A 19221-nucleotide genomic window follows, 5' to 3' on the forward strand; every position below is an offset into this window, starting at 1 on the left:
ACGTCATGAATGTTCCATCTTTTTTTATCTGCCTAATATCACTATATTATTTGTGGGGATACCTCAGGGTCAGAGTACATTTTTAGGCCAGTTAATTTACTCTGACCCCAATATTTTAACAAACTAGGAAACATAGCATGACTCAGCAACTTCTGCCTTGCGTAGAAATTAACCCGTCGACTACGCCTGATGCCTGCGTTATCTGGCTTCACGGTCTTGGTGATTCAGGGCATGGCTTCGCGCCCATTGTGCCCGAGCTTAAACTCCCAGGTACAATGGCTGTAAAATTTCTTTTCCCCCATGCCCCAGAGCGCCCAGTTACCATTAATGGCGGTATGCGTATGCGCGCTTGGTACGATATCAAGTCGTTAGACTTTGAAAGTCGTGCAGACCTTGCTGGCGTGAAAGAGTCGGCGGCACGGGTAGAAGCATTAATTGAAGCGCAAATTGAAAGCGGTATTCCTAGTGAACGTATTGTTCTTGCTGGTTTTTCTCAAGGGGGCGTTATTGCGCTGCATCTTGCGCCAAGATATGCCAATAAGCTTGCTGGAGTACTGGCACTTTCTACGTACATGTGCGAGCCGTCGCTACTTGAAAGCGAAGCTAATGACACAAACCGTGAAACACATATAATGATGGCACACGGGGATCAAGACGAAGTCGTTCCTGTATTTATGGGTAACGCTGCGTTTAAAACATTAAGTGAAAGTGGGTTTAAAGCCACGTGGCAGACTTACACCATGCAGCACAATGTTTGTATGCAAGAGCTAAACGATATTAGCGCTTGGCTTCAAAAAGTGTTGAACTAAGGCTTTTAGCTTGCCAGTTATAAAAAGATAGCCATGAGAAATAGCTGGTTTAGCAATTGCTCACCGGCTATTTTTTTGATGTGTGTCTAGTTCGGCTCCTGGCTCTTTAAGCCTTCAAAGCGCAAGCTTTTACTTCATTCAACTACGCGATTTCGGCCTGCACTTTTCGCTTTGTAAAGATTGTCATCAGCTTGCTTTAAACAAGCATGCAGCGTTGTATCGGTTAGCGCCGTTGCCACGCCAAAGCTTGCGGTGAGCTTATGATTCACATCCCCTTCCACAAATGGGTTGGCTTCAATTACCGACCTCACCTTTTCAGCTAGCTTAACGGCTTGACTTAGCGTGGCGTGAGGAAACAGCACTAAAAACTCCTCCCCTCCTGTTCTCGCTACAACGTCTGTAGCTCTTATTGCATCTTTCATTAGCCTTGAGATGTGAATAAGCACCTCATCACCGATATCATGCCCATAGGTGTCATTAATGACTTTAAAATGGTCGATATCGACAACCACCGCGCTTAACGGGAAAGATGCCGCCGGGTCTTGCATCGCCCTTTCGAAAAAAACAGTTTCTAAAAAACGTCTATTAGGAAGCTTGGTTAACGGGTCGGTATTAGCCTGCCGCATTCGCTCTAAATTCTCACGCAGCATTTCTTTTCGACTTTGATGCCAAAAGTGCTCGCCAATAAACGCGACACAAATAAAGCAGAAGGTGGCTATAAGAAAACGAGAAACGTGCACGTCGGTGTACTGAGCCATTATTTTATCTTGGTTGTACAACATGACGATAGCAACACCTATTGTAACTGCCACATATGCCATTGCTGGCTTAAACCGCACCACAACAATCTGAACGAAGAGCAAAGGAAAGATAAAATAAAGACCAGTATTGTTAAGCCCGCCGGTATACACCAAGCCATTTATGGTAAACGCCACGGCAAGCCCAGCAGTGTAATAAAAAATATCAGCACGGGGAAACATGTGCGACAGAGCAACATTTGCGTAGATCACCGCAGCTGACACCGCTAATGTCAAAACTAGAAGGGTGCTGTTGGTTCCCATGTTGAGCCACGCCATAAACGCCATGATCGAGCCGCCAACATAAGAGATGAAATATAAGGTTAATCTTCTTCTTTTAGCCTCTGCTTCGTCTTGTTGCGCATTTCTAAGCAGTTGCCGTAATGACGCACTATCCATACAAAGACATATCTCCGCGTTTTTTCAAGCAAATTAACGTTCAGCATAGACCGAAAGATTCACAATGACCAAATAGAAAACTGCATGTAATTTCAAACATTGATACAGAAAATGCGTATACTACGACGTATCTTGTATGACATTTTGTGATACGTTGTTTTAGTTTCTTTTTTAATAAATTTGGAATAGCCATGAGTCACCTCAACACTACCCGCACCGTTCGAATTGCTACTAGAAAAAGTGCTTTAGCACTTTGGCAAGCAGAGTATGTGAAGGCAAAATTGATGGAGCACTACCCATCAATGACCGTTGAGCTAGTTCCGATGAGCACACAGGGCGACAAAATTTTAGACACACCACTTGCTAAAATTGGTGGAAAGGGCCTGTTTATCAAAGAACTTGAAATTGCAATGCTTGAAGGCCGAGCCGATATTGCCGTGCACTCGATGAAAGATGTACCTGTAGAATTTCCTGAAGGATTCGGGCTACATGCAATCTGCGAACGTGAAAACCCGTTCGACGCGTTTGTCTCAAACCACCACGATAGCTTAGATGCACTTCCTCAAGGCGCAGTGGTGGGCACCTCTAGTCTTCGTCGACAGTGCCAAATTCGTAAATATCGTCCAGACCTTATCATTAAAGACTTGCGTGGAAACGTGAATACCCGCCTAGCTAAGCTTGACGCGGGTGAGTACGACGCCATTATTTTAGCTTCCGCAGGCCTAATTCGCCTAGAAATGGAGTCTCGTATTCGCATGCCACTACCTGCTGATATTTCATTACCTGCAGTGGGCCAAGGTGCAGTAGGCATTGAATGCCGTAACGATGACGAAGAGCTTATTAGTCTGCTTCAAGCACTAAACCATACAGATACTCATACGCGAGTGACTGCTGAACGCGCTATGAACGAAAGACTAGAAGGCGGTTGCCAAGTACCGATTGGTAGCTTTGCTACCCTTGATGGCAATGTGCTTACTTTAACAGGTATGGTAGGCAAACCAGATGGCTCTGAACTGCTTTTTGCATCGGCTACAGCATCACGAGAAAAGGCTTCAGATATTGGTGTTGAAGTGGCCGAAGCGCTTCTTGAGCAAGGTGCAGGAGAAATCTTGAAGGCACTTTACAGTTAGGGGCCTTATCGTTTAAGCGCTTTTCATTTGAGACACTATGCGCCTAGCTAAACCTAATGACATTGTTATTTTAACGCTAAAAAAGGATGAGAATTAGCTAACATGTTGCTATTTACGCGCCCGCTACCAAAACTGAAAGCCAGCGCTCTAGCGTTTGAAAAGGCTGGAATTAATGCAGTGGGCGTGGCGACATCTGACATTGTCACCGTTTCATCGGAACAAAATGCGGCCGCATCTTTTTTATCGTCAAACACAGTAAACGCAATTGTTGTCACCAGCGTATACGCTGTAGAAGCAGTCGTTTCGGGGCTTAACGAAGCAAGTAACCACTCTGCATTCGTTATCGCCGTTGGCGATGCTACCGGGCGAAAACTAAAGGCCAAACTTACGTCTGCTTTAGCGGCAAACGTTATTACGCCTGAAGTCCATACATCCGAAGGAATATTGGCAATGCATCAGCTTAATGAGGCAAATTGTCGGCATGTCGTTATTATTAAAGGTGAAGGTGGGCGAGACGCCATAGCAAAAGGGTTAGACGAAAAAGGTATTTTAGTGAATAGCTTTAGCGTTTACAAAAGAGAGCAACTTACGCGACCAGTTTACACAAAACGGTGGAAAATGGGCGAAGTTAGCGGCATTATCGCAACAAGCGAAGCAATGGCACTGCAACTAATTGAGCAATTTGGTAATGCACTTTTAGCCTTCCCTTGGCTAACAGTGAGCGACCGAATAGCGCAAACCCTTAATAAAAAAGGTATTACAAACGTAGCGGTTTGTCAGCAAGCCACCGATCAGGCACTCATCGCCTGGGTAAAGGATAACTGGGAGTATTGAATGGCCAACAATAATGAAAATAGCCCACAGAAAGAAGAACTCGTGAAAGTGGACGCTGAAAAAGAAGTAATCGAATCTTCTGCTACCTCAAGTGATTCATCAGATTCAGGTGCTACAAAAAAGAAATCGTCAGGAAATGGTCTATTGTGGTTTGTTGTTATCATCCTGTTTCTGATTGTGGTTGGCATGGCAGGCGCTGGTTATTGGTATTACATGCAGCAGCAGTCGGCAAGCAAAGACTCTGAGTCAACGCAACAAAGTACGGTTTCTCAGCTTAACGCTATTGAGCGTGAACGCGCCGACATCTTAGCGTCAATTGACAACGTAACTAAAACCAATAAAGCATTAGAGAGCACGGTAGCCGAGCTTAAGGCGCAGAACGAAAAGCTGACTCTACAATCAGAATCAACGCTTCAGCAGCTAAATAATATGGAAGGCCGTCGTCCATCAGACTGGCTGATTGCCGAAGCTGACTATTTAGTGCGCATGGCTGGAAGGAAGCTATGGTTGGAGAACGATGTTCGCACGGCTATTTTACTGTTGGTAAATGCTGACAAACGTTTGAAATCATTGGCCGACCCGTCAGTGTTACCTGTTCGCGCAGCCCTGGCCGAAGACATTCAAACGCTTCAGCAGATGAACCCCGTATCGCAAAGTTCGGTAGCCCTTGCGCTTACTGGCATGATTGCACAAATTGATAAGCTCCCTCTTGATACTTTTGAAAAGCCTGAAGATGCGAATGCAGAAGACACCACTTTGTCAGAATCGACAGACGATTGGCAAGAAAACCTAGCAAAAGTATGGCGTTCTCTAGTAAACGATTTTCTTACCATTAAAACTATTGAAGGCCCGGTTGAACCCGTGCTTTCCCTAGAAGCACAGTTTTTAGCTAAGGAGCAGCTACGCTTACAGCTAATGCATGCTCAAACCGCCGCTCTTCAGGGCGATGCTGGCCTGTACAATCAGTCGCTTCAATATGCACAAACGTTAATTATTGAAAAATTCGATACAGAAAAAAGCCAAATAACAGGTTTTGTGGATGCTTTGCAAAATCTGATTGCTACCGATATATCGCGCCCTATTCCTACTGAACTAGCGTCGCAAAAACCGCTTGAGCGACTTCTGGAAAGCCGCGTTAAGCAGGCGTTTGGACAAGGAGCAAATGCACTATGAAATGGTTAGCTATTGCCCTTGCGGTATTAGCCGCATTCGTTGTTGCATTAATTGTGGGCCCAATGTTGTTAGGCGACAAAGGCTACGTACTTATTTCGCTGGGTAACACAGCAGTTGAAATGACAGTAATCAGTTTTTGTATTTTGGTAATAGGCTCTGTCATTGCTTGGTATGTGCTGTCACGCTTTGTGATGTGGGCGCTTAGCCTAATTACTGGCTCACACAAATGGTTTGGCACTTTGGGTGAGCGCAAACGCAAGCGTGCATTTTTTGATGGCTTACACGCTATGGCTGCGGGTGATTTTGATACGGCACAAAAAGCACTTAGCAAAACCACCAATGGTAACTTTGAAGGCGTTAACTACCTAGCGTCAGCGCAAATAGCATTTGCCGATAACGACCTAGCTAAGGCGCGTTATTTTTTAGAGCAAGCTGCTGACTTTCCTAAAGCTAAAGTTGCGGCAACGGTCATGCACGCTCGCATCGACATGGCAGAAGCGAAATACGATGTTGCGCTTGAAAAGCTTAACGAACTTGACGAGCAAGAACGTGAAAATAAACAAGTGGTTCAGTTGAAAGCGCAAATTCTAGCCAAACTGGGTAAGTGGCAAGTGCTTCAAGATAACCTTTCTGGCTGGCGCAAAGCGTTGCCTAAAGCAGAATACACCGCATGGAGCCAGCGAATTGCTAAAGGTAAGTTTGCTGAAATTGCCAGTAAACAAGGCGCTGTCGAGCTGAAGTCGTACTGGGATACATTGCCACGAAAACTGCGCCACGACGACGCCTATCGCGCCGCCTACATTCAGCAATTATTAGAGCAAGGTATGCATGCTGATGCGCAGCAGTTACTTGTTGAATGGCAAAAGCGTGGCCCTAATAGCGCGTTGTTTCCGCTGTTCACTCAGCTTAATATTCCTGATGCGTCGCCGTCACTGCGCCTGCTTGAAAGCTGGATAAAACAAGACGAAGAAAACGTAGCGCTTTATTCTACACTAGGACAGGTTGCATTTAACTCTGGTGATGATGTGCTGGCAGAAAAGGCCTTGTTAAAAGCAACGAAGATGAAGTCGCGCAAAGAAGATTTACTGCTACTTTCTGCCATTAGCGAACGCAAGCACGACACTGCTACGGCCCTTCAGCTTTACAAGGAAGGACAACAGCTAGCAAGCTAAATGAATATTCGTTTAGTCTTGCTGGTAGCACTTGTACTTTTTGTAAATTTGAAGATATAGTAAAAGAAGATTTTCAATTCATGTTGCCAAAAACAACGTGAGTTGATGTAGTTAACTTGTCGGAGTGCTTCACTGGTAACCCAGTAAGCTGAGACCGCGAAAGTGGGATCCGTAGAACCTGATCAGGCTAATACCTGCGAAGGGAACAAGAAAATACAATGTGCACAATGTTAAGCCTTGGTTTGGCGTTGTGAAGCGAAGTTGTTTTGCTGTTGATGAAACAGATACAAGCCTTACGGTGCTGCTCATCGCTTAAGGTAAACTGTTTAAATTTATCGCCAAGTAAACATCAACGGTGTAAAGGGCTGTAATCACCAGATCCTTTACCAACAATCTCGCTAAAGTATCGGGCTTATCCCCTTCCACACTGTATTCTCCTTCACTCCTGACAAGCATTTTTAACCCTATACTTACAAGGCTAAAATGCTATGTCGAACAGACGCGAACAGCGACAACAAGCGCAACAATTCATTAATGAACTAGCGGGCGAAGCTTACCCTAACTCAACACGTCATTACGAAATGGGAAGCCGCGAAGATATCCGTGTGGCAATGCGCCTTATTCACCAACACGACAGTTTGGTGGGTGGCACAGAAGATAACCCCATTCTAGAGCCAAACCCGGCTATTCCGGTATACGACACCTCTGGTCCTTATGGCGACCCGAAAGAAAACATTGATGTTCACAAAGGTTTAGCGCCACTTCGTAAACGCTGGATTGAAGAAAGAAGCGATACTCATGAACTAGACGGTGTGTCGTCACACTTTGCCAAAGAGCGTGAAAATGACATCTTCACAGAAGATTTTCGCTTTATTCGAAGCCGCAAGCCATTGAAGGCCAAAGCCGGTAAAAACGTAACGCAGCTTCACTACGCCAGACAGGGCATTATTACCCCTGAAATGGAATACATTGCCATTCGCGAAAACATGGGCCGCCAAGCTATTAAAGACGCCGAGCTTACCCAGCAACACAAAGGCGAACATTTCGGCGCTAATTTACCTGACACCATCACCCCTGAGTTTGTGCGCCAAGAAGTGGCCGCGGGGCGCGCCATTATACCTTGCAACATAAATCACCCTGAACTAGAACCAATGATTATTGGTCGCAACTTCTTGGTAAAGATTAATGCCAATATTGGTAATTCGGCGGTTACGTCATCTATTGAAGAGGAGGTAGAAAAGCTTGTGTGGTCAACCCGCTGGGGCGCCGACACCATTATGGATTTATCCACCGGCAGAAACATTCATGAAACCCGTGAGTGGCTGCTTCGAAATAGCCCCGTTCCTCTTGGCACCGTGCCTATTTACCAAGCCCTAGAGAAAGTAAATGGTGTGGCCGAAGACTTAACGTGGGAAATGTTTAAAGACACCCTAATTGAACAAGCCGAGCAAGGCGTCGATTACTTTACTATTCACGCTGGCGTGCTGCTTGAGTACGTGCACCTAACCGCCAAACGGGTTACCGGTATTGTGTCTCGCGGCGGCTCTATCATGGCTAAATGGTGCTTAAGTCACCACCAGCAAAGCTTCTTGTACGAGCACTTTCACGATATTTGCGAAATTTGCGCAAAGTATGATGTCGCCTTGTCGCTAGGTGATGGCTTGCGACCTGGAAGCGTTGCAGATGCTAACGACGATGCACAGTTCTCAGAGTTACGTACCTTGGGCGAGTTAACTAAAATTGCCTGGGAACATGATGTTCAGGTAATGATTGAGGGCCCAGGTCATGTGCCAATGCATATGATTAAAGAAAACATGGAAGAGCAGCTTAAGCACTGCCATGAAGCGCCATTTTATACCCTTGGGCCACTCACGACTGATATTGCACCAGGTTATGATCATTTCACATCAGGTATAGGTGCCGCCATGATTGGTTGGTATGGGTGCGCCATGCTTTGCTACGTAACGCCTAAAGAGCATTTAGGCCTACCGAATAAAGAAGACGTTAAACAAGGCCTAATCACTTATAAAATTGCAGCTCATGCTGCCGATTTAGCGAAAGGTCACCCGGGTGCACAAATTCGCGATAACGCCATGTCGAAAGCACGTTTTGAATTCAGATGGGAAGACCAATTTAACTTGGCATTAGACCCACACACCGCTCGTGCCTATCACGACGAAACCTTACCTCAAGCTTCGGGCAAAGTTGCGCATTTTTGCTCAATGTGTGGCCCTAAATTTTGCAGCATGAAGATTTCTCAAGAAGTACGTGACGTTGCAAATCAAGCTGAAAATGCGCAGTTAGATGAAGCTCAGCAGAGTAAAAGCCAAGGTATGAAAGAGATGGCAAACGCCTTTAACCAGTCGGGGGCACAGCTCTATCACGCCGCTGATAGCAAGGTAGAACTGCCATGATAGGGGCTACGCTTACCAAACCCATACTGCAGCCCCCCACGAAAAAGCAGCCTATTGTTTGGTGTGTGGGCGGCATAGACTCAAGTGGCGGCGCGGGTGTAACACGCGACGCCATTACGCTGGCCGATTTAAATGTGCATGCTTGCGTATTAACAACGCAGTTAACCGTGCAGTCGAATGCCATATTGCTCAGCAAGGAAAACATGAGTGCGTCGGCGCTAAATCAGCAGTGGCAGGTGCTATTTGAAGACACGCCCCCCAATGCCATAAAAATAGGGGCTATCGCCAACGATGAACAGGCACTTTTATTATGTGCACGTATTCAAACGAAGCTAACTCCCCGCCCATTTGTAATTTGGGACCCCGTGCTGTCTACGTCATCTGGTGGTGTATTGAGCGACCTAAGTGAAAGCGTAATCGACGAGCTTCTAAACACCGTAGACTTAGTTACGCCGAATACCGATGAACTTGCTTGGCTTGCCGACTTACCGGTAACTAATGAAGCAAGCCTTCTTAGTGCGGTGAACCGACTAATGGGAAAAGGCGCTAAGGCCGTTTACGTAAAAGGCGGCCACGCCACCTGGCAAGATAACGCTTGCGACACGTTCGTTTGTGCATCGCATACCATTCGCTTTACACAGCCAAAAGCGCAGCTAGGTAAACTTCGCGGTACGGGCTGCATACTGGCCAGTGCCATTGCGGCTTTTGTCGTACACAATTATGGCATAGAAGACGCACTCACACTGGCGAACGCATATGTCAGCGAAATCAGGTACAACGCTTTTTCGGCGCCCGTTGCAAGTGGAGTTAAAAGCACGGTTGCAAATACGGTTAAGAGCACTGTTGAGAGCGCGCTAAAGAGTACAGCCCAAGACACAACGCAGCGAGAAACTGTTACCGAGCTTTATTATTCATCTAACGCTCTTACCTACTTTGCTCGAACTAACGGCTTTCCCACAGAGCCTTCACGCTTTCCACGGGTAAATTTCTATCGCCGTAGTCAAGTTCCATCAAGCGATGCATTTTTATCTGATGAAGAAAGCGGTGTGGCATCGGGAAGTTTAGGCTGCATACATTCACAGGGCTTTCCGGCGCTCACCCACACCAAACTGGGGGTTTACCCTGTAGTAGATAGCGTTGATTGGATAGCCCGCCTTTGGCCAACTGGCGTAAGGATAATGCAGCTTAGGGTAAAAGAAGGATCAATTGACCATAAACGCCAGCAAATTAAAGAAGCAATTGCACTGGTCAAACACACTAACTGCCAGCTTTTCATAAACGATTACTGGGAGTTAGCCATTGAAATGGGCGCGTATGGCGTGCACTTGGGCCAAGAAGATATTGATACAGCCAACTTAGATGCCATTCGCTCTGCAGGATTAAGGCTGGGTATCTCTACTCATGGCTTTGCAGAAATACAACGGGTTCGCGCCCTTAACCCTTCGTACATTGCCCTTGGTCATATCTTTCCCACACACACCAAAGATATGCTGTCTAAACCACAGGGTGTGGAACGCTTGGCAAAATACGTAAAACTTTGTGAAGGCATACCCACTGTAGCAATTGGTGGCATTAACTTGTCGCGTATAAACACAGTAGCGAAAACCGGGGTTAACGGCGTTGCTGTAGTTAGCGCTATTACACAAGCCGACCATCCATTAAAAGCCTACCAAGCGTTAGCGCAGGAGGCGGGGTTTGCATAGTAATTCTAACAATGCCTGCATAAGTGCCCAAGACATACAACGCTATAGCAGGCAGCTTTTGCTTAGCAGCGTGAACGATGAAGGCCAATTGAATTTAGCCAATTCTCATGCGGTGATCATTGGTCTTGGTGGCTTAGGTAGCTTGGCGGCTCGCTATTTAGCGGGCGCCGGAGTTGGCAATATCACGCTGGTCGATGGCGATATTGTAGAAATCAGCAATTTGCAGCGCCAAACCACCTATAACGAAATGCATTTAGGCGAGCTAAAAGCCAAGTCGCTTTACAGTGAGCTTCGCAAAGTCAATTCACACCTTAATATCCGCTTTAAAAGCCTATTTGCTGATAGTAACAACTTACCAACTTTGATTAGTTCAGCCACCTGTGTATTAGATTGCACAGACAACACACAGGTCAGAAAGCAAGTTAATTTAGCGACCTATCAGGCGCGAATTCCACTTTTCATCGCCGCGGCCAGTGGGCTTACTTGGCAAGCACTGAATCTTCCTCAAAATTCTGCATCTTGTGGCTGTTACGAATGCTTGGTAAACAGCATTGATATTCGTGAAGACTGCATGAGTCAGGGCGTACTTGGGCCTGTGGTTGGCATGGCTGCCTGCCACCAAGCAACACAGGCCCTGTTATTCATGGCCAAAGGCTTTGATGCAGACATCAAATGGGGGCAGTACCTTAACGGCAATGCTGGCCTAGGTTCACTGCAAAGCTTTGCGTTGCCGCCCTCTTTATCTTGTGAGGTATGCAATGACTCAGATTAAAATTAACGTTAACAACCAGCCTGTGAGCGTTATCTCGCCTATTTCGCTCAACGAGTTAATTGCACTTAAACAACTTAATAGCGACGGTACTGCTATTGCAAGAAACAACGCCATTGTCAGTAAAAAAGCATGGTCGACAACTTACCTTAATGACAACGACACTGTTGATATTTTTACCTTAGTTGCAGGGGGCTAATATGCTTACTTTGGCAAACCATACCTTTTCTTCGCGCCTTCTAACGGGCACAGGCAAATTCAGTAACGCCAGCACCATGAAAAGTGCAGTTGCAGCAGCTAATAGCAGCATAGTCACGCTGGCAATGAAGCGTGTTGCTAGCAATAGCGCGCAAGACGATACGCTAACCGCGCTTCGCGCCCTTGGTGTAACGCTGCTTCCTAACACGTCGGGGGCAAAAAACGCGAGCGAAGCAATATTTGCCGCCGAGCTTGCTTACGAAGCATTAGGTAGCCCGTGGATAAAATTAGAAATTCATCCCGACCAACGTTATCTACTGCCCGACCCCATCGAAACCTTATTAGCAGCTGAGGCTCTGGTGAAAAAAGGGTTTCACGTTTTGCCCTACTGCGGCGCAGACCCTGTGCTCTGCAAGCGTTTAGAAGAAGTAGGCTGCGCAGCCGTCATGCCTTTAGGTGCCCCTATTGGCAGCAATCAAGGTTTACAAACCAAGCCTTTCTTACAAATTATTGTTGAGCAAGCATCGGTGCCAGTTATTGTTGATGCGGGTATCGGCAAACCCAGTGAAGCCATGGCGGCCATGGAAATGGGCGTAGACGCAGTGTTAGTGAATACAGCAATTGCAACAGCACAAGAGCCAGTTGTGATGGCAGAGGCCTTCGCAAGTGCTGTAGAAACGGGTCGCAAAGCTTATGAAGCTGGCCTTGGTGCAACCAGTAATATGGCACACGCTTCTAGCCCACTAACCGCATTTCTGGAGCCTTCGATATGAAGGTTGCACAGGCATTATTGCAACAAGACCTAGCGCACATTGCTATGTCAATAAACAGTAAAACGGCGAAAGATGTAGAGCGAGCAATACGCTCAGACGCGCCAACGTTTGATGACTTTATGGCATTGATTTCTTCTGCTGCCGCGCCCTATTTAGAAGTAATGGCGCATCGTGCAAAAGCCTTAACCCGGCACCGCTTTGGCAACACCATGCAGCTTTTTTTGCCGCTGTATTTATCGAACTTATGCGCTAACGAATGTACTTATTGCGGCTTTACCATGAGCAATAAAATAAAGCGTAAAACACTGACGAAAAGCGAGGTACTAAGTGAAATTAGTGCTATTCGAGACATGGGGTTTTCGCAAGTATTGCTAGTAACAGGAGAGCACGAAACCAAAGTAGGCATAGAGTATTTTGAACAAACCTTGCGCGCTATTCGCGACAAGGTGAGCTACTTAATGATGGAAGTGCAGCCGTTAAAACGCAGTCAGTATGAAACCCTGAAACAGTGCGGTTTAGACGCCGTGCTGGTGTATCAAGAAACTTATTCGCCCCAGCATTACGCAACCTATCATACCCGCGGCAAGAAGCAGGATTTCTTATGGCGACTAGAAGCGACCGATCGCATAGGTCAAGCTGGCATAGACAAAATAGGCATTGGTGCACTGCTTGGCTTGGGTGACTGGCGTGTAGATAGCGCTATGACAGCGCTGCATGGCAAGCTGCTACAACAACATTACTGGCAAAGTCGAGTATCTATTGCTTTCCCCCGCCTTCGAAGCTGTGAAGGAAATAGCACTGGAGGCAATGCCCTTACTAACCGCAAGCTTCCTAATGAGAAAGACCTGCTTCAGTTGATATGTGCACACCGACTGTTTAACCGAGAAGCTGAACTGTCGCTGTCTACCCGCGAGTCGGCCGCGTTCAGAGACGGCGTTATGTCTTTAGGCATTACATCGATGAGCGCAGCATCGCAAACTCAGCCAGGCGGCTACAGTGCACCATCAAAAGCACTTAACCAGTTTGATATTGACGATAATCGCTCGGTGTCAGATGTGGTGAATGCGCTTTCCCTGAATGGGTTAGAGCCTGTTTGGAAAGACTGGATGCCATTTGAAGATCGCCAAATAAACGCGAATATGACGACTTAATATCGCGTGTTGTAATGTTAAAAACACTCGCGTTTTGAGGCTATTTTCATTGTATTAACCGATTAGTTTTTTTAAGGGAAAATAAGAAAAAATTTATTTTGCTTTCCCTTGAATCCATCCGTACAATCCGCCGAAAATTTAGCCAGACACCACTTGAGTATGTCTGGCTTTTTCGTCTTGTTTACCACATATTATAGTTCTCAACATTTAAGGGCAGTGCGTTGGATACCTTTGAATTTATTCAAATTCGAAAATTTATAGTGAAGCTAGGAAAGATGCTGCACAAGTACGGCACGCCCGCGTTCCGACTTGAAGCGTACCTTGGCGAAGTTGCCAAGTATTTGGGTGTACATGCTTCTTTCATATCTACGCCAACGTCGTTAACTTTTGTTATCTGGAGCGATCGTCACGAAGACGAATACAATCACGCTGCGCGACTTCTTCCCGGCGATTTAGACATGAACGCGCTGTCGCTTACCGATGAGCTTGCCAGTGAATTGTTAGCTGGAAAATTAACGCTTTGCGAAGCCGATAGACGCTTAAACGAAATAGATGCCATGGGCAGCCCTTATGGCAAATGGGTAACCGGTATTGCCTTTGCTATGGCAACGGGTGCGTTCGCCATGCTAATGGGTGCAAGCTGGAGCGAGATTGGCTGGTCGGGCGCACTAGGCATTGTTGCTTATTTATGGACACTATGGGCGCAGCAGTCGAAACGCGTAAACTTAATGCTAGAGCCAGTTACCGCGTTTGTAGGCGGTATTCTTGCCTGCGCCATTGGTCAGTATGTCGACCCGGGCATTAATATTCCGCTAGTGGTGCTGTCTTCGGTAATTGTATTTGTACCTGGGCTTGCGCTAACCATGGGCCTTGCAGAGCTGTCCTCGCGTAACATGGTGTCGGGCACGGCTAGAACAATGGACGCTATTATGCAGCTTTTTAAACTGTACTTTGGTGCGTTTCTTGGTGTGTCTGTGGGCTTTAGCGCGTTTGGTGAAAACGTGTATACCCCTGCTGAATCACTGCCTTATTGGGCAACGTGGCTGGCAGTATTTTTACTGTGTATAGCGCTAGTGGCAATTTTCAGAACCCGCTTAAAACACATACCGTGGGCATTGGCAGCGGCATTTATTGCCTATAGCGCAACCGCGTGGAGCTCAGATTACATGAGCCCAGGGTTAGGAGCCTTTGTGGGCGCGTTTGCCTTGGGTATTTTTGCCAATGCTTTCACCCGTATTGCCAACCAACCGGCCACCATTGTTGCTATGCACGGGCTTATTGTACTGGTGCCAGGGTCGAAAACGTACATTGGCTTAAACTCGTTTATGACAGGCCAAGACTTTGTAAAGGCCGACCATTTGGGGCAAGAAGTGTTTCTGATCTTTATGTCGCTTGTAGCGGGGCTAATCTTTGCTAACGTTGTTGTACCCACTAAAAAGGCGCTGTAATAGCGCCTTTAAAACTCATACGGTTTGTATATCTGTAAACACCTGAGTAGCTAGAGCCGCTATTTAAGCAGCTTGATTAGCGCACGCCCCAAACGTGCGTTAAGTGCGCCAGCTGCAATAGCTTCTGCCGAATTCTCCATAAACTTAGCCGACAAGCTACCGCCAATTTGATTGGCCACTTCGTCAGTTGCCAAATCAAATACCCCCTGGGCGGCAATGTTTTGCGCAAGCACTTTTAGCAATTTCCAGTTGCCCGCTGTACCCGGTCTTAACCCATACACCCGCGCCATACGGCGAATAGTACGAAAGCTTATCCATACCACAGCGAAGGTTTGTATAAGATTATTAGGGCTAATAAACGCCAAGCTTCCTGCAGTAACCGACTCTTTGTTAAGTACTTTGTGTGCTTTTTCCTGAACAGGTTTTAGCACCGTATCTTCGTAAAGGCCCAAACGCTCTGCCCCAGTCATATCGGCTTGCAGTTGTTGTTTATAGCGCTTAAAACAATGCGCAGCGTAAGAGCCACTGGAAAAGCGCTTACCGTGTTGAAGTAACACATTGTCTATTCGTTGCGCCGATGTGTCGACGCCTTTGCTGGCTAGCAAATTACGAATAGTGCTGGCGTCTTCCATTGCGGTATTCACTTGCTTATAGCCACGCCACTCTTTAATGCTTAAAAAGCTAAAGCAGCTAACAAAACCCACCAGTAAAGCGCCTAATACTCCCGTACCAATAGGGTGCTCAGCCATATTTGCAGCAAGCGTGGTATAAGCTTCAAACACAAAGAACCCAATTAAGGACACCACACCAAACCCTAGCGTTGCCCCACCTAGTGATATGCCGCCCTTTTTCGCGTCTACTTCCCACACATCGTCGGCAACTTGCTGCGGCAGCTTAGTTTCAGGCTGCGCAATATCAAGGGTTTGCGTTTTAACTTTGGTTTTGTACTGCGGGCTTTTCACTTCGTCACTGTGAAGAGTAGACGGCTGCGCGCTTTCATCATATTTAAACGGTTTATCGCTCATTCTTGCTCTCCTTTGCCCAGTAAAAACTGAAGCAATCTATCTACGCCCTTGCCGGCCAAAATGCGGGCTTTAAAATCAGTCGGCACGCTTACATCAGGCACGGGAAAGTGGCTTCCCTCTTCCATATCTTTCAATGTGCTGGGAATGGGTTCAAACGTAGATTCTACATAACGGCCGTCGGTGTCTTTATAGCGAATAGCATGTTCGTTAGCACCTTCGTCGGTCACTTGCATGCTAGACACTAAAAAATGCTCGAACTCAATAGGCTTACCATCGAACCTTGCTCTTGCACCTTCGGTAATTTGGGTAAGCAAGTTCAGTAAGTTACTGCGCTGGCTTACGGGGATTAAGTCTGACTTTGTCGCCACAAAGGCCACTTTACCTATTTGCTCTTTTTTCAGCACATTGCGTGAAAACCACGTGCTTTGACCGTACACAAAGGTATCGGCTAAATGACTTAACGTTTCTTTTAACTGATACAAATGCTGCCTGCTGTGGTTCAGCCCCTCAAACAAATCGACAAGAATAATTTGCTTGTCGGTTTCTTTGAAAATGGATTGTTTTAGCGGCGTTAGCCAAGCGCTTTTAAACTTGCCAAAATGCTTATCAAATACTTTGAACCACGGGTGCGACACGTCGCTAGTGATGCTTGATGGCAGCGGGGTAAAGCCAAAAGCCTGCCAATCGAAGTCACTCGATTCTAATAGAAAGCTGCCCGGCTGCAGCAAAGATATACCGTTGGCTTTAGCATCTACTAAATAATCTCGGTATGCATTAACGAGCCGCTGAATACGTTCAGCCGTTGGCTCTTGCTCAAAATCGAACTTATTTACAAAGGCTTTCCACTGGCTAGCGAAATACTGTTGCGGCCCGCTGCTTAACTGCGCCCACGCAGAATCAGACCAGTGCGCATAGGTTTTACCCAACATAGGAATGTCGGTAACCCATTCACCGGGGTAATCGATAAATTCAAACACTACGTCACTGTGCGGCAGCACATGGCGTTTTAACGTTGCGGTTTCTTTTAAACGCACAATTAATTTAAAGCCAAATGCCTCTTCAGTAGCTTTGGGCCACTGCCCGTTTTCAAGGCTGGCAATGTTCTGTAAATGCGGGAACGGTTTATAACCTTCAATGGGCGCTATGCGCATATCTACAACTTGTGAAGGAGGTAAATAGCGTAATAGGGGCAAACAGGCATAGCCTTCTTCACTGCGGCTTTTCAGCATAGTGATTAAGCTGGTAAACAGCATAGATTTACCGCTTCGACTAAGCCCTGTAATGGTAAATCGGTGAGTTTCTTTATTAAACACACTGCTAAGTTTGTCGCCGGTTAGCGACGCCATTGCTCGAGTCTTGTCAAAAAGCGTAGCGATATTTTTTTGCATTATCTTGTTTGTGTTCTGCCGTTGCAGCTCCTATACCCTTTTTAAAGTCACATGCTACCAGAGCTAAGCTCTTACTTTATTATAGATGTGCTTATAAAAGTTAATGTGGTTGTTACATTAGAAAAGCAAGGGCAATGCCAGCTAAACGTCGGTTTTGACAATAGCGCAGTGTCTGGGTTTTAGTGTTCGCGAGTTAAATTGAAAAGCTTTTTCTTTATGCGGTTTTTGCTGGAATGCCAGTGGTTCTTGGGTTTGCGAGGCGCGTTCTCGATCAGGCTTTGAAAATCGATATCCGACTTTTTCGTTGGCGGCACATGAGCGCAAAAGAATGTATCAATTTGTGACTGAGCCAACTTTTCCAAACTTTCGCGATATTGATTGGGATGACACAATGGATACGGTGGCACAAGCTCACCTTTAACTTTCACTAATACATCGGCAATATACGCTTGCTGCGTTGGAATGTGCACAAGGGTTAAATCGTGATCGGTGTGACCTGGTGTGTACATCACCTGCCAGTCGGCAAAGCCCGGCAATAACTGATTGTCGGTCAATGTCATGTCTGGCGCCAAGATAGGATTGTACCAAATAGGCATTCTTGGTTTACCAATACGACTGGCAACCCACCACGTTAACAACAAATCAATGCCATGAGCCGTGCGCCCTGCAAACCCCGTATACCAATTAACAGCCTTGGGATGAGAGGCGACTTGCGCGCCTGTACGCTGGCGAAGCTGAATTGCACCACCCGCGTGATCGGGATGCATATGAGTAACCACTATTAACTTTAAATCGTTTAGGGGTCTACTGAGCGTTTGCGTAATGTAACTGCACACGCTGTCTACGTCGGCACGGCTGCAGCCGTCAAGCAATAGCAACCCGTTGCTGTCTTCAACAAGGTAAATATGCTGTATGTAACCAGCCAGTGTGTGAATTTTCATTACTGCTTCCTATTCACCAATAAATGTACGAGCGCTCACGTGGAAATCATTGCAAAACTGATGCGCTATGCCCTTGTAGGCAATTAGTAAAGCGGCAAAAAAGCATTGATGCCGATAGCCCCAAATCCTATCAAAGCCTATCTGGTATGACCAGACTCAGCGAACAAGTGTAGCATTAAATCGCGAAGCCACATTAAACCCGGCTCTCCCTCCTGTTGACTGTGCCAGTAAAGGTGGGTTTCCAGAGCCGGTAACTGATACGGCAATTTAGTACTGACAAGATTGCCATCACTCACTGCGTCAGCCACAGAACCTGGCAGAGTTAATAGGGCCTGTGTATTTGCCACCACGTCGGCCGCCGCACGATAGTTTTGGCAACGCCACAACGATGGGCGGCTTACTCCCAATTGCTGTAGCGCAATTTCTTCAACCGATGCCCCTTTTGCGCGGTTAGAAACCGTAATATGACGCGCCGCAACATACTTTCTTTTATCTAGCGTTTCAGCTAGGGGGTTTTGCTTATTCATAAGCACTTTGTAGGTATCGCGGCGCAATAGCGAGTGTGAAATAGGAGCAGCCACAGCGCGACCAATATCGATAACCAAATGTAGATTTCGATTTGTTAGGTCAGCCAACATTGAATCCCTGTGTAAGCGAGTGCTTACTATTTCAATATTGGGTGCTTGCTTTTCTAACGTTGATAACAATGTTGGCAATACGCCCAATTCAAGGGACTCTTGCATTGCAATAACAAAGCGTTGATGACTGTGCAGTGGATCGAACTCACTAAATTCCCCTAATGCCTTACGAATATCACTTAGGGCTTTGAGGATAGCAGGAGCCAAACGTTCGCAAGCTGGTGTGGGCAACATGCTTTGCTTTTCTTTAACAAAAAGCGGGTCACCCAAAATATCGCGAAATCGGCGCATAGCATGACTCACAGCCGACGGTGTAATGTGCAGCGCCTCGGCAACTCGGGTCATATTTTTATGCTGCCAAAGCGCTTCAAACACTTTCAGTAAATTAAGGTCTAGCTTTTCAAACTGCCTGCTTTCTAACATTGCCAACACCATGAATAAAATTCACAACAAATAAGG

17 protein-coding genes and 1 riboswitch are annotated in these 19221 nt (G+C 46.4%); of the genes, 12 read left to right on the forward strand and 5 right to left on the reverse strand.

Annotated features, from left to right (window positions below; genetic code table 11):
* Positions 1-137: 137 nt before the first annotated feature.
* Entirely contained in the window at positions 138-809 is a 672-nt protein-coding gene (locus ACHUFN_RS18420; RefSeq protein ID WP_394224182.1) for an alpha/beta hydrolase, read from the forward strand.
* Positions 810-943: 134 nt separating this feature from the next.
* On the opposite strand, the gene ACHUFN_RS18425 is transcribed toward ACHUFN_RS18420, so the two are convergent.
* Positions 944-2005: a GGDEF domain-containing protein gene (locus tag ACHUFN_RS18425; RefSeq protein ID WP_394224183.1), complete on the reverse strand. Its 1062-nt coding sequence runs from the start codon at positions 2003-2005 to the stop codon at positions 944-946.
* A gap of 191 nt (positions 2006-2196) precedes the next feature.
* Between ACHUFN_RS18425 and hemC the strand changes: the two genes are divergently transcribed.
* From hemC to ACHUFN_RS18480, 11 genes are all read left to right on the forward strand, one after another.
* On the forward strand, positions 2197-3135 hold the full coding sequence (gene hemC, locus ACHUFN_RS18430) for a hydroxymethylbilane synthase (RefSeq protein ID WP_394224184.1): 939 nt from the start codon (positions 2197-2199) through the stop codon (positions 3133-3135).
* Positions 3136-3237: 102 nt separating this feature from the next.
* A complete protein-coding gene (locus ACHUFN_RS18435) occupies positions 3238-3969 on the forward strand; it encodes a uroporphyrinogen-III synthase (RefSeq protein ID WP_394224185.1) in 732 nt (243 codons plus the stop codon).
* On the forward strand, positions 3970-5142 hold the full coding sequence (locus ACHUFN_RS18440; protein ID WP_394224186.1) for a uroporphyrinogen-III C-methyltransferase: 1173 nt from the start codon (positions 3970-3972) through the stop codon (positions 5140-5142).
* A complete protein-coding gene (locus tag ACHUFN_RS18445) occupies positions 5139-6314 on the forward strand; it encodes a heme biosynthesis HemY N-terminal domain-containing protein (protein WP_394224187.1) in 1176 nt (391 codons plus the stop codon). Before ACHUFN_RS18440 ends, ACHUFN_RS18445 begins: the two co-directional genes overlap by 4 nt.
* Before the next feature lie 110 nt (positions 6315-6424).
* Positions 6425-6536: riboswitch (TPP riboswitch) on the forward strand.
* A 266-nt stretch (positions 6537-6802) separates the two neighbouring features.
* Complete coding sequence (gene thiC / locus ACHUFN_RS18450) at positions 6803-8728, forward strand: phosphomethylpyrimidine synthase ThiC (protein ID WP_394224188.1); 1926 nt, start codon at positions 6803-6805, stop codon at positions 8726-8728.
* Positions 8725-10431, forward strand: a complete 1707-nt coding sequence (thiE, locus tag ACHUFN_RS18455) for a thiamine phosphate synthase (RefSeq protein WP_394224189.1) — start codon at positions 8725-8727, stop codon at positions 10429-10431. Before thiC ends, thiE begins: the two co-directional genes overlap by 4 nt.
* Positions 10424-11203: a HesA/MoeB/ThiF family protein gene (locus tag ACHUFN_RS18460; protein WP_394224190.1), complete on the forward strand. Its 780-nt coding sequence runs from the start codon at positions 10424-10426 to the stop codon at positions 11201-11203. Before thiE ends, ACHUFN_RS18460 begins: the two co-directional genes overlap by 8 nt.
* Positions 11190-11399, forward strand: coding sequence for a sulfur carrier protein ThiS (gene thiS, locus ACHUFN_RS18465; RefSeq protein WP_394224191.1), 210 nt, complete (start codon positions 11190-11192; stop codon positions 11397-11399). Before ACHUFN_RS18460 ends, thiS begins: the two co-directional genes overlap by 14 nt.
* Position 11400: 1 nt before the next feature.
* Positions 11401-12171: a thiazole synthase gene (locus ACHUFN_RS18470; protein ID WP_394224192.1), complete on the forward strand. Its 771-nt coding sequence runs from the start codon at positions 11401-11403 to the stop codon at positions 12169-12171.
* Positions 12168-13322, forward strand: a complete 1155-nt coding sequence (gene thiH, locus ACHUFN_RS18475; protein WP_394224193.1) for a 2-iminoacetate synthase ThiH — start codon at positions 12168-12170, stop codon at positions 13320-13322. Before ACHUFN_RS18470 ends, thiH begins: the two co-directional genes overlap by 4 nt.
* Before the next feature lie 221 nt (positions 13323-13543).
* Positions 13544-14770, forward strand: a complete 1227-nt coding sequence (locus ACHUFN_RS18480) for a threonine/serine exporter family protein (RefSeq protein WP_394224194.1) — start codon at positions 13544-13546, stop codon at positions 14768-14770.
* A gap of 59 nt (positions 14771-14829) precedes the next feature.
* Here the strand turns inward: ACHUFN_RS18480 and ACHUFN_RS18485 are convergent, their stop codons facing one another.
* The 4 genes from ACHUFN_RS18485 to ACHUFN_RS18500 form a co-directional block, all read right to left on the reverse strand.
* A complete protein-coding gene (locus ACHUFN_RS18485) occupies positions 14830-15795 on the reverse strand; it encodes a DUF697 domain-containing protein (protein WP_394224195.1) in 966 nt (321 codons plus the stop codon).
* Entirely contained in the window at positions 15792-17183 is a 1392-nt protein-coding gene (locus ACHUFN_RS18490) for a YcjX family protein (protein ID WP_394224196.1), read from the reverse strand. The genes ACHUFN_RS18485 and ACHUFN_RS18490 overlap by 4 nt, the downstream gene beginning before the upstream one ends.
* Positions 17184-17362: 179 nt before the next feature.
* Complete coding sequence (locus ACHUFN_RS18495; protein WP_394224197.1) at positions 17363-18124, reverse strand: MBL fold metallo-hydrolase; 762 nt, start codon at positions 18122-18124, stop codon at positions 17363-17365.
* A gap of 137 nt (positions 18125-18261) precedes the next feature.
* Positions 18262-19185 (reverse strand): LysR family transcriptional regulator, encoded by a 924-nt coding sequence (locus ACHUFN_RS18500; protein WP_394224198.1) that lies wholly within the window; start codon positions 19183-19185, stop codon positions 18262-18264.
* Positions 19186-19221 lie beyond the last annotated feature (36 nt).

It is taken from the genome of Alteromonas gracilis, assembly GCF_043642145.1.
Taxonomy (GTDB): Bacteria; Pseudomonadota; Gammaproteobacteria; order Enterobacterales; family Alteromonadaceae; genus Alteromonas; species Alteromonas gracilis_B.

Excerpts from the sequence above, each read along its gene's own strand:
- ACHUFN_RS18420 (WP_394224182.1), top strand. The coding sequence starts at position 138 with ATGACTCAGCAACTTCTGCCTTGCGTAGAAATTAACCCGTCGACTACG.
- ACHUFN_RS18425 (WP_394224183.1), bottom strand. The coding sequence starts at position 2,005 with ATGGATAGTGCGTCATTACGGCAACTGCTTAGAAATGCGCAACAAGAC.
- hemC (WP_394224184.1), top strand. The coding sequence starts at position 2,197 with ATGAGTCACCTCAACACTACCCGCACCGTTCGAATTGCTACTAGAAAA.
- ACHUFN_RS18435 (WP_394224185.1), top strand. The coding sequence starts at position 3,238 with ATGTTGCTATTTACGCGCCCGCTACCAAAACTGAAAGCCAGCGCTCTA.
- ACHUFN_RS18440 (WP_394224186.1), top strand. The coding sequence starts at position 3,970 with ATGGCCAACAATAATGAAAATAGCCCACAGAAAGAAGAACTCGTGAAA.
- ACHUFN_RS18445 (WP_394224187.1), top strand. The coding sequence starts at position 5,139 with ATGAAATGGTTAGCTATTGCCCTTGCGGTATTAGCCGCATTCGTTGTT.
- thiC (WP_394224188.1), top strand. The coding sequence starts at position 6,803 with ATGTCGAACAGACGCGAACAGCGACAACAAGCGCAACAATTCATTAAT.
- thiE (WP_394224189.1), top strand. The coding sequence starts at position 8,725 with ATGATAGGGGCTACGCTTACCAAACCCATACTGCAGCCCCCCACGAAA.
- thiS (WP_394224191.1), top strand. The coding sequence starts at position 11,190 with ATGACTCAGATTAAAATTAACGTTAACAACCAGCCTGTGAGCGTTATC.
- ACHUFN_RS18470 (WP_394224192.1), top strand. The coding sequence starts at position 11,401 with ATGCTTACTTTGGCAAACCATACCTTTTCTTCGCGCCTTCTAACGGGC.
- thiH (WP_394224193.1), top strand. The coding sequence starts at position 12,168 with ATGAAGGTTGCACAGGCATTATTGCAACAAGACCTAGCGCACATTGCT.
- ACHUFN_RS18485 (WP_394224195.1), bottom strand. The coding sequence starts at position 15,795 with ATGAGCGATAAACCGTTTAAATATGATGAAAGCGCGCAGCCGTCTACT.
- ACHUFN_RS18490 (WP_394224196.1), bottom strand. The coding sequence starts at position 17,183 with ATGCAAAAAAATATCGCTACGCTTTTTGACAAGACTCGAGCAATGGCG.
- ACHUFN_RS18495 (WP_394224197.1), bottom strand. The coding sequence starts at position 18,124 with ATGAAAATTCACACACTGGCTGGTTACATACAGCATATTTACCTTGTT.
- ACHUFN_RS18500 (WP_394224198.1), bottom strand. The coding sequence starts at position 19,185 with ATGTTAGAAAGCAGGCAGTTTGAAAAGCTAGACCTTAATTTACTGAAA.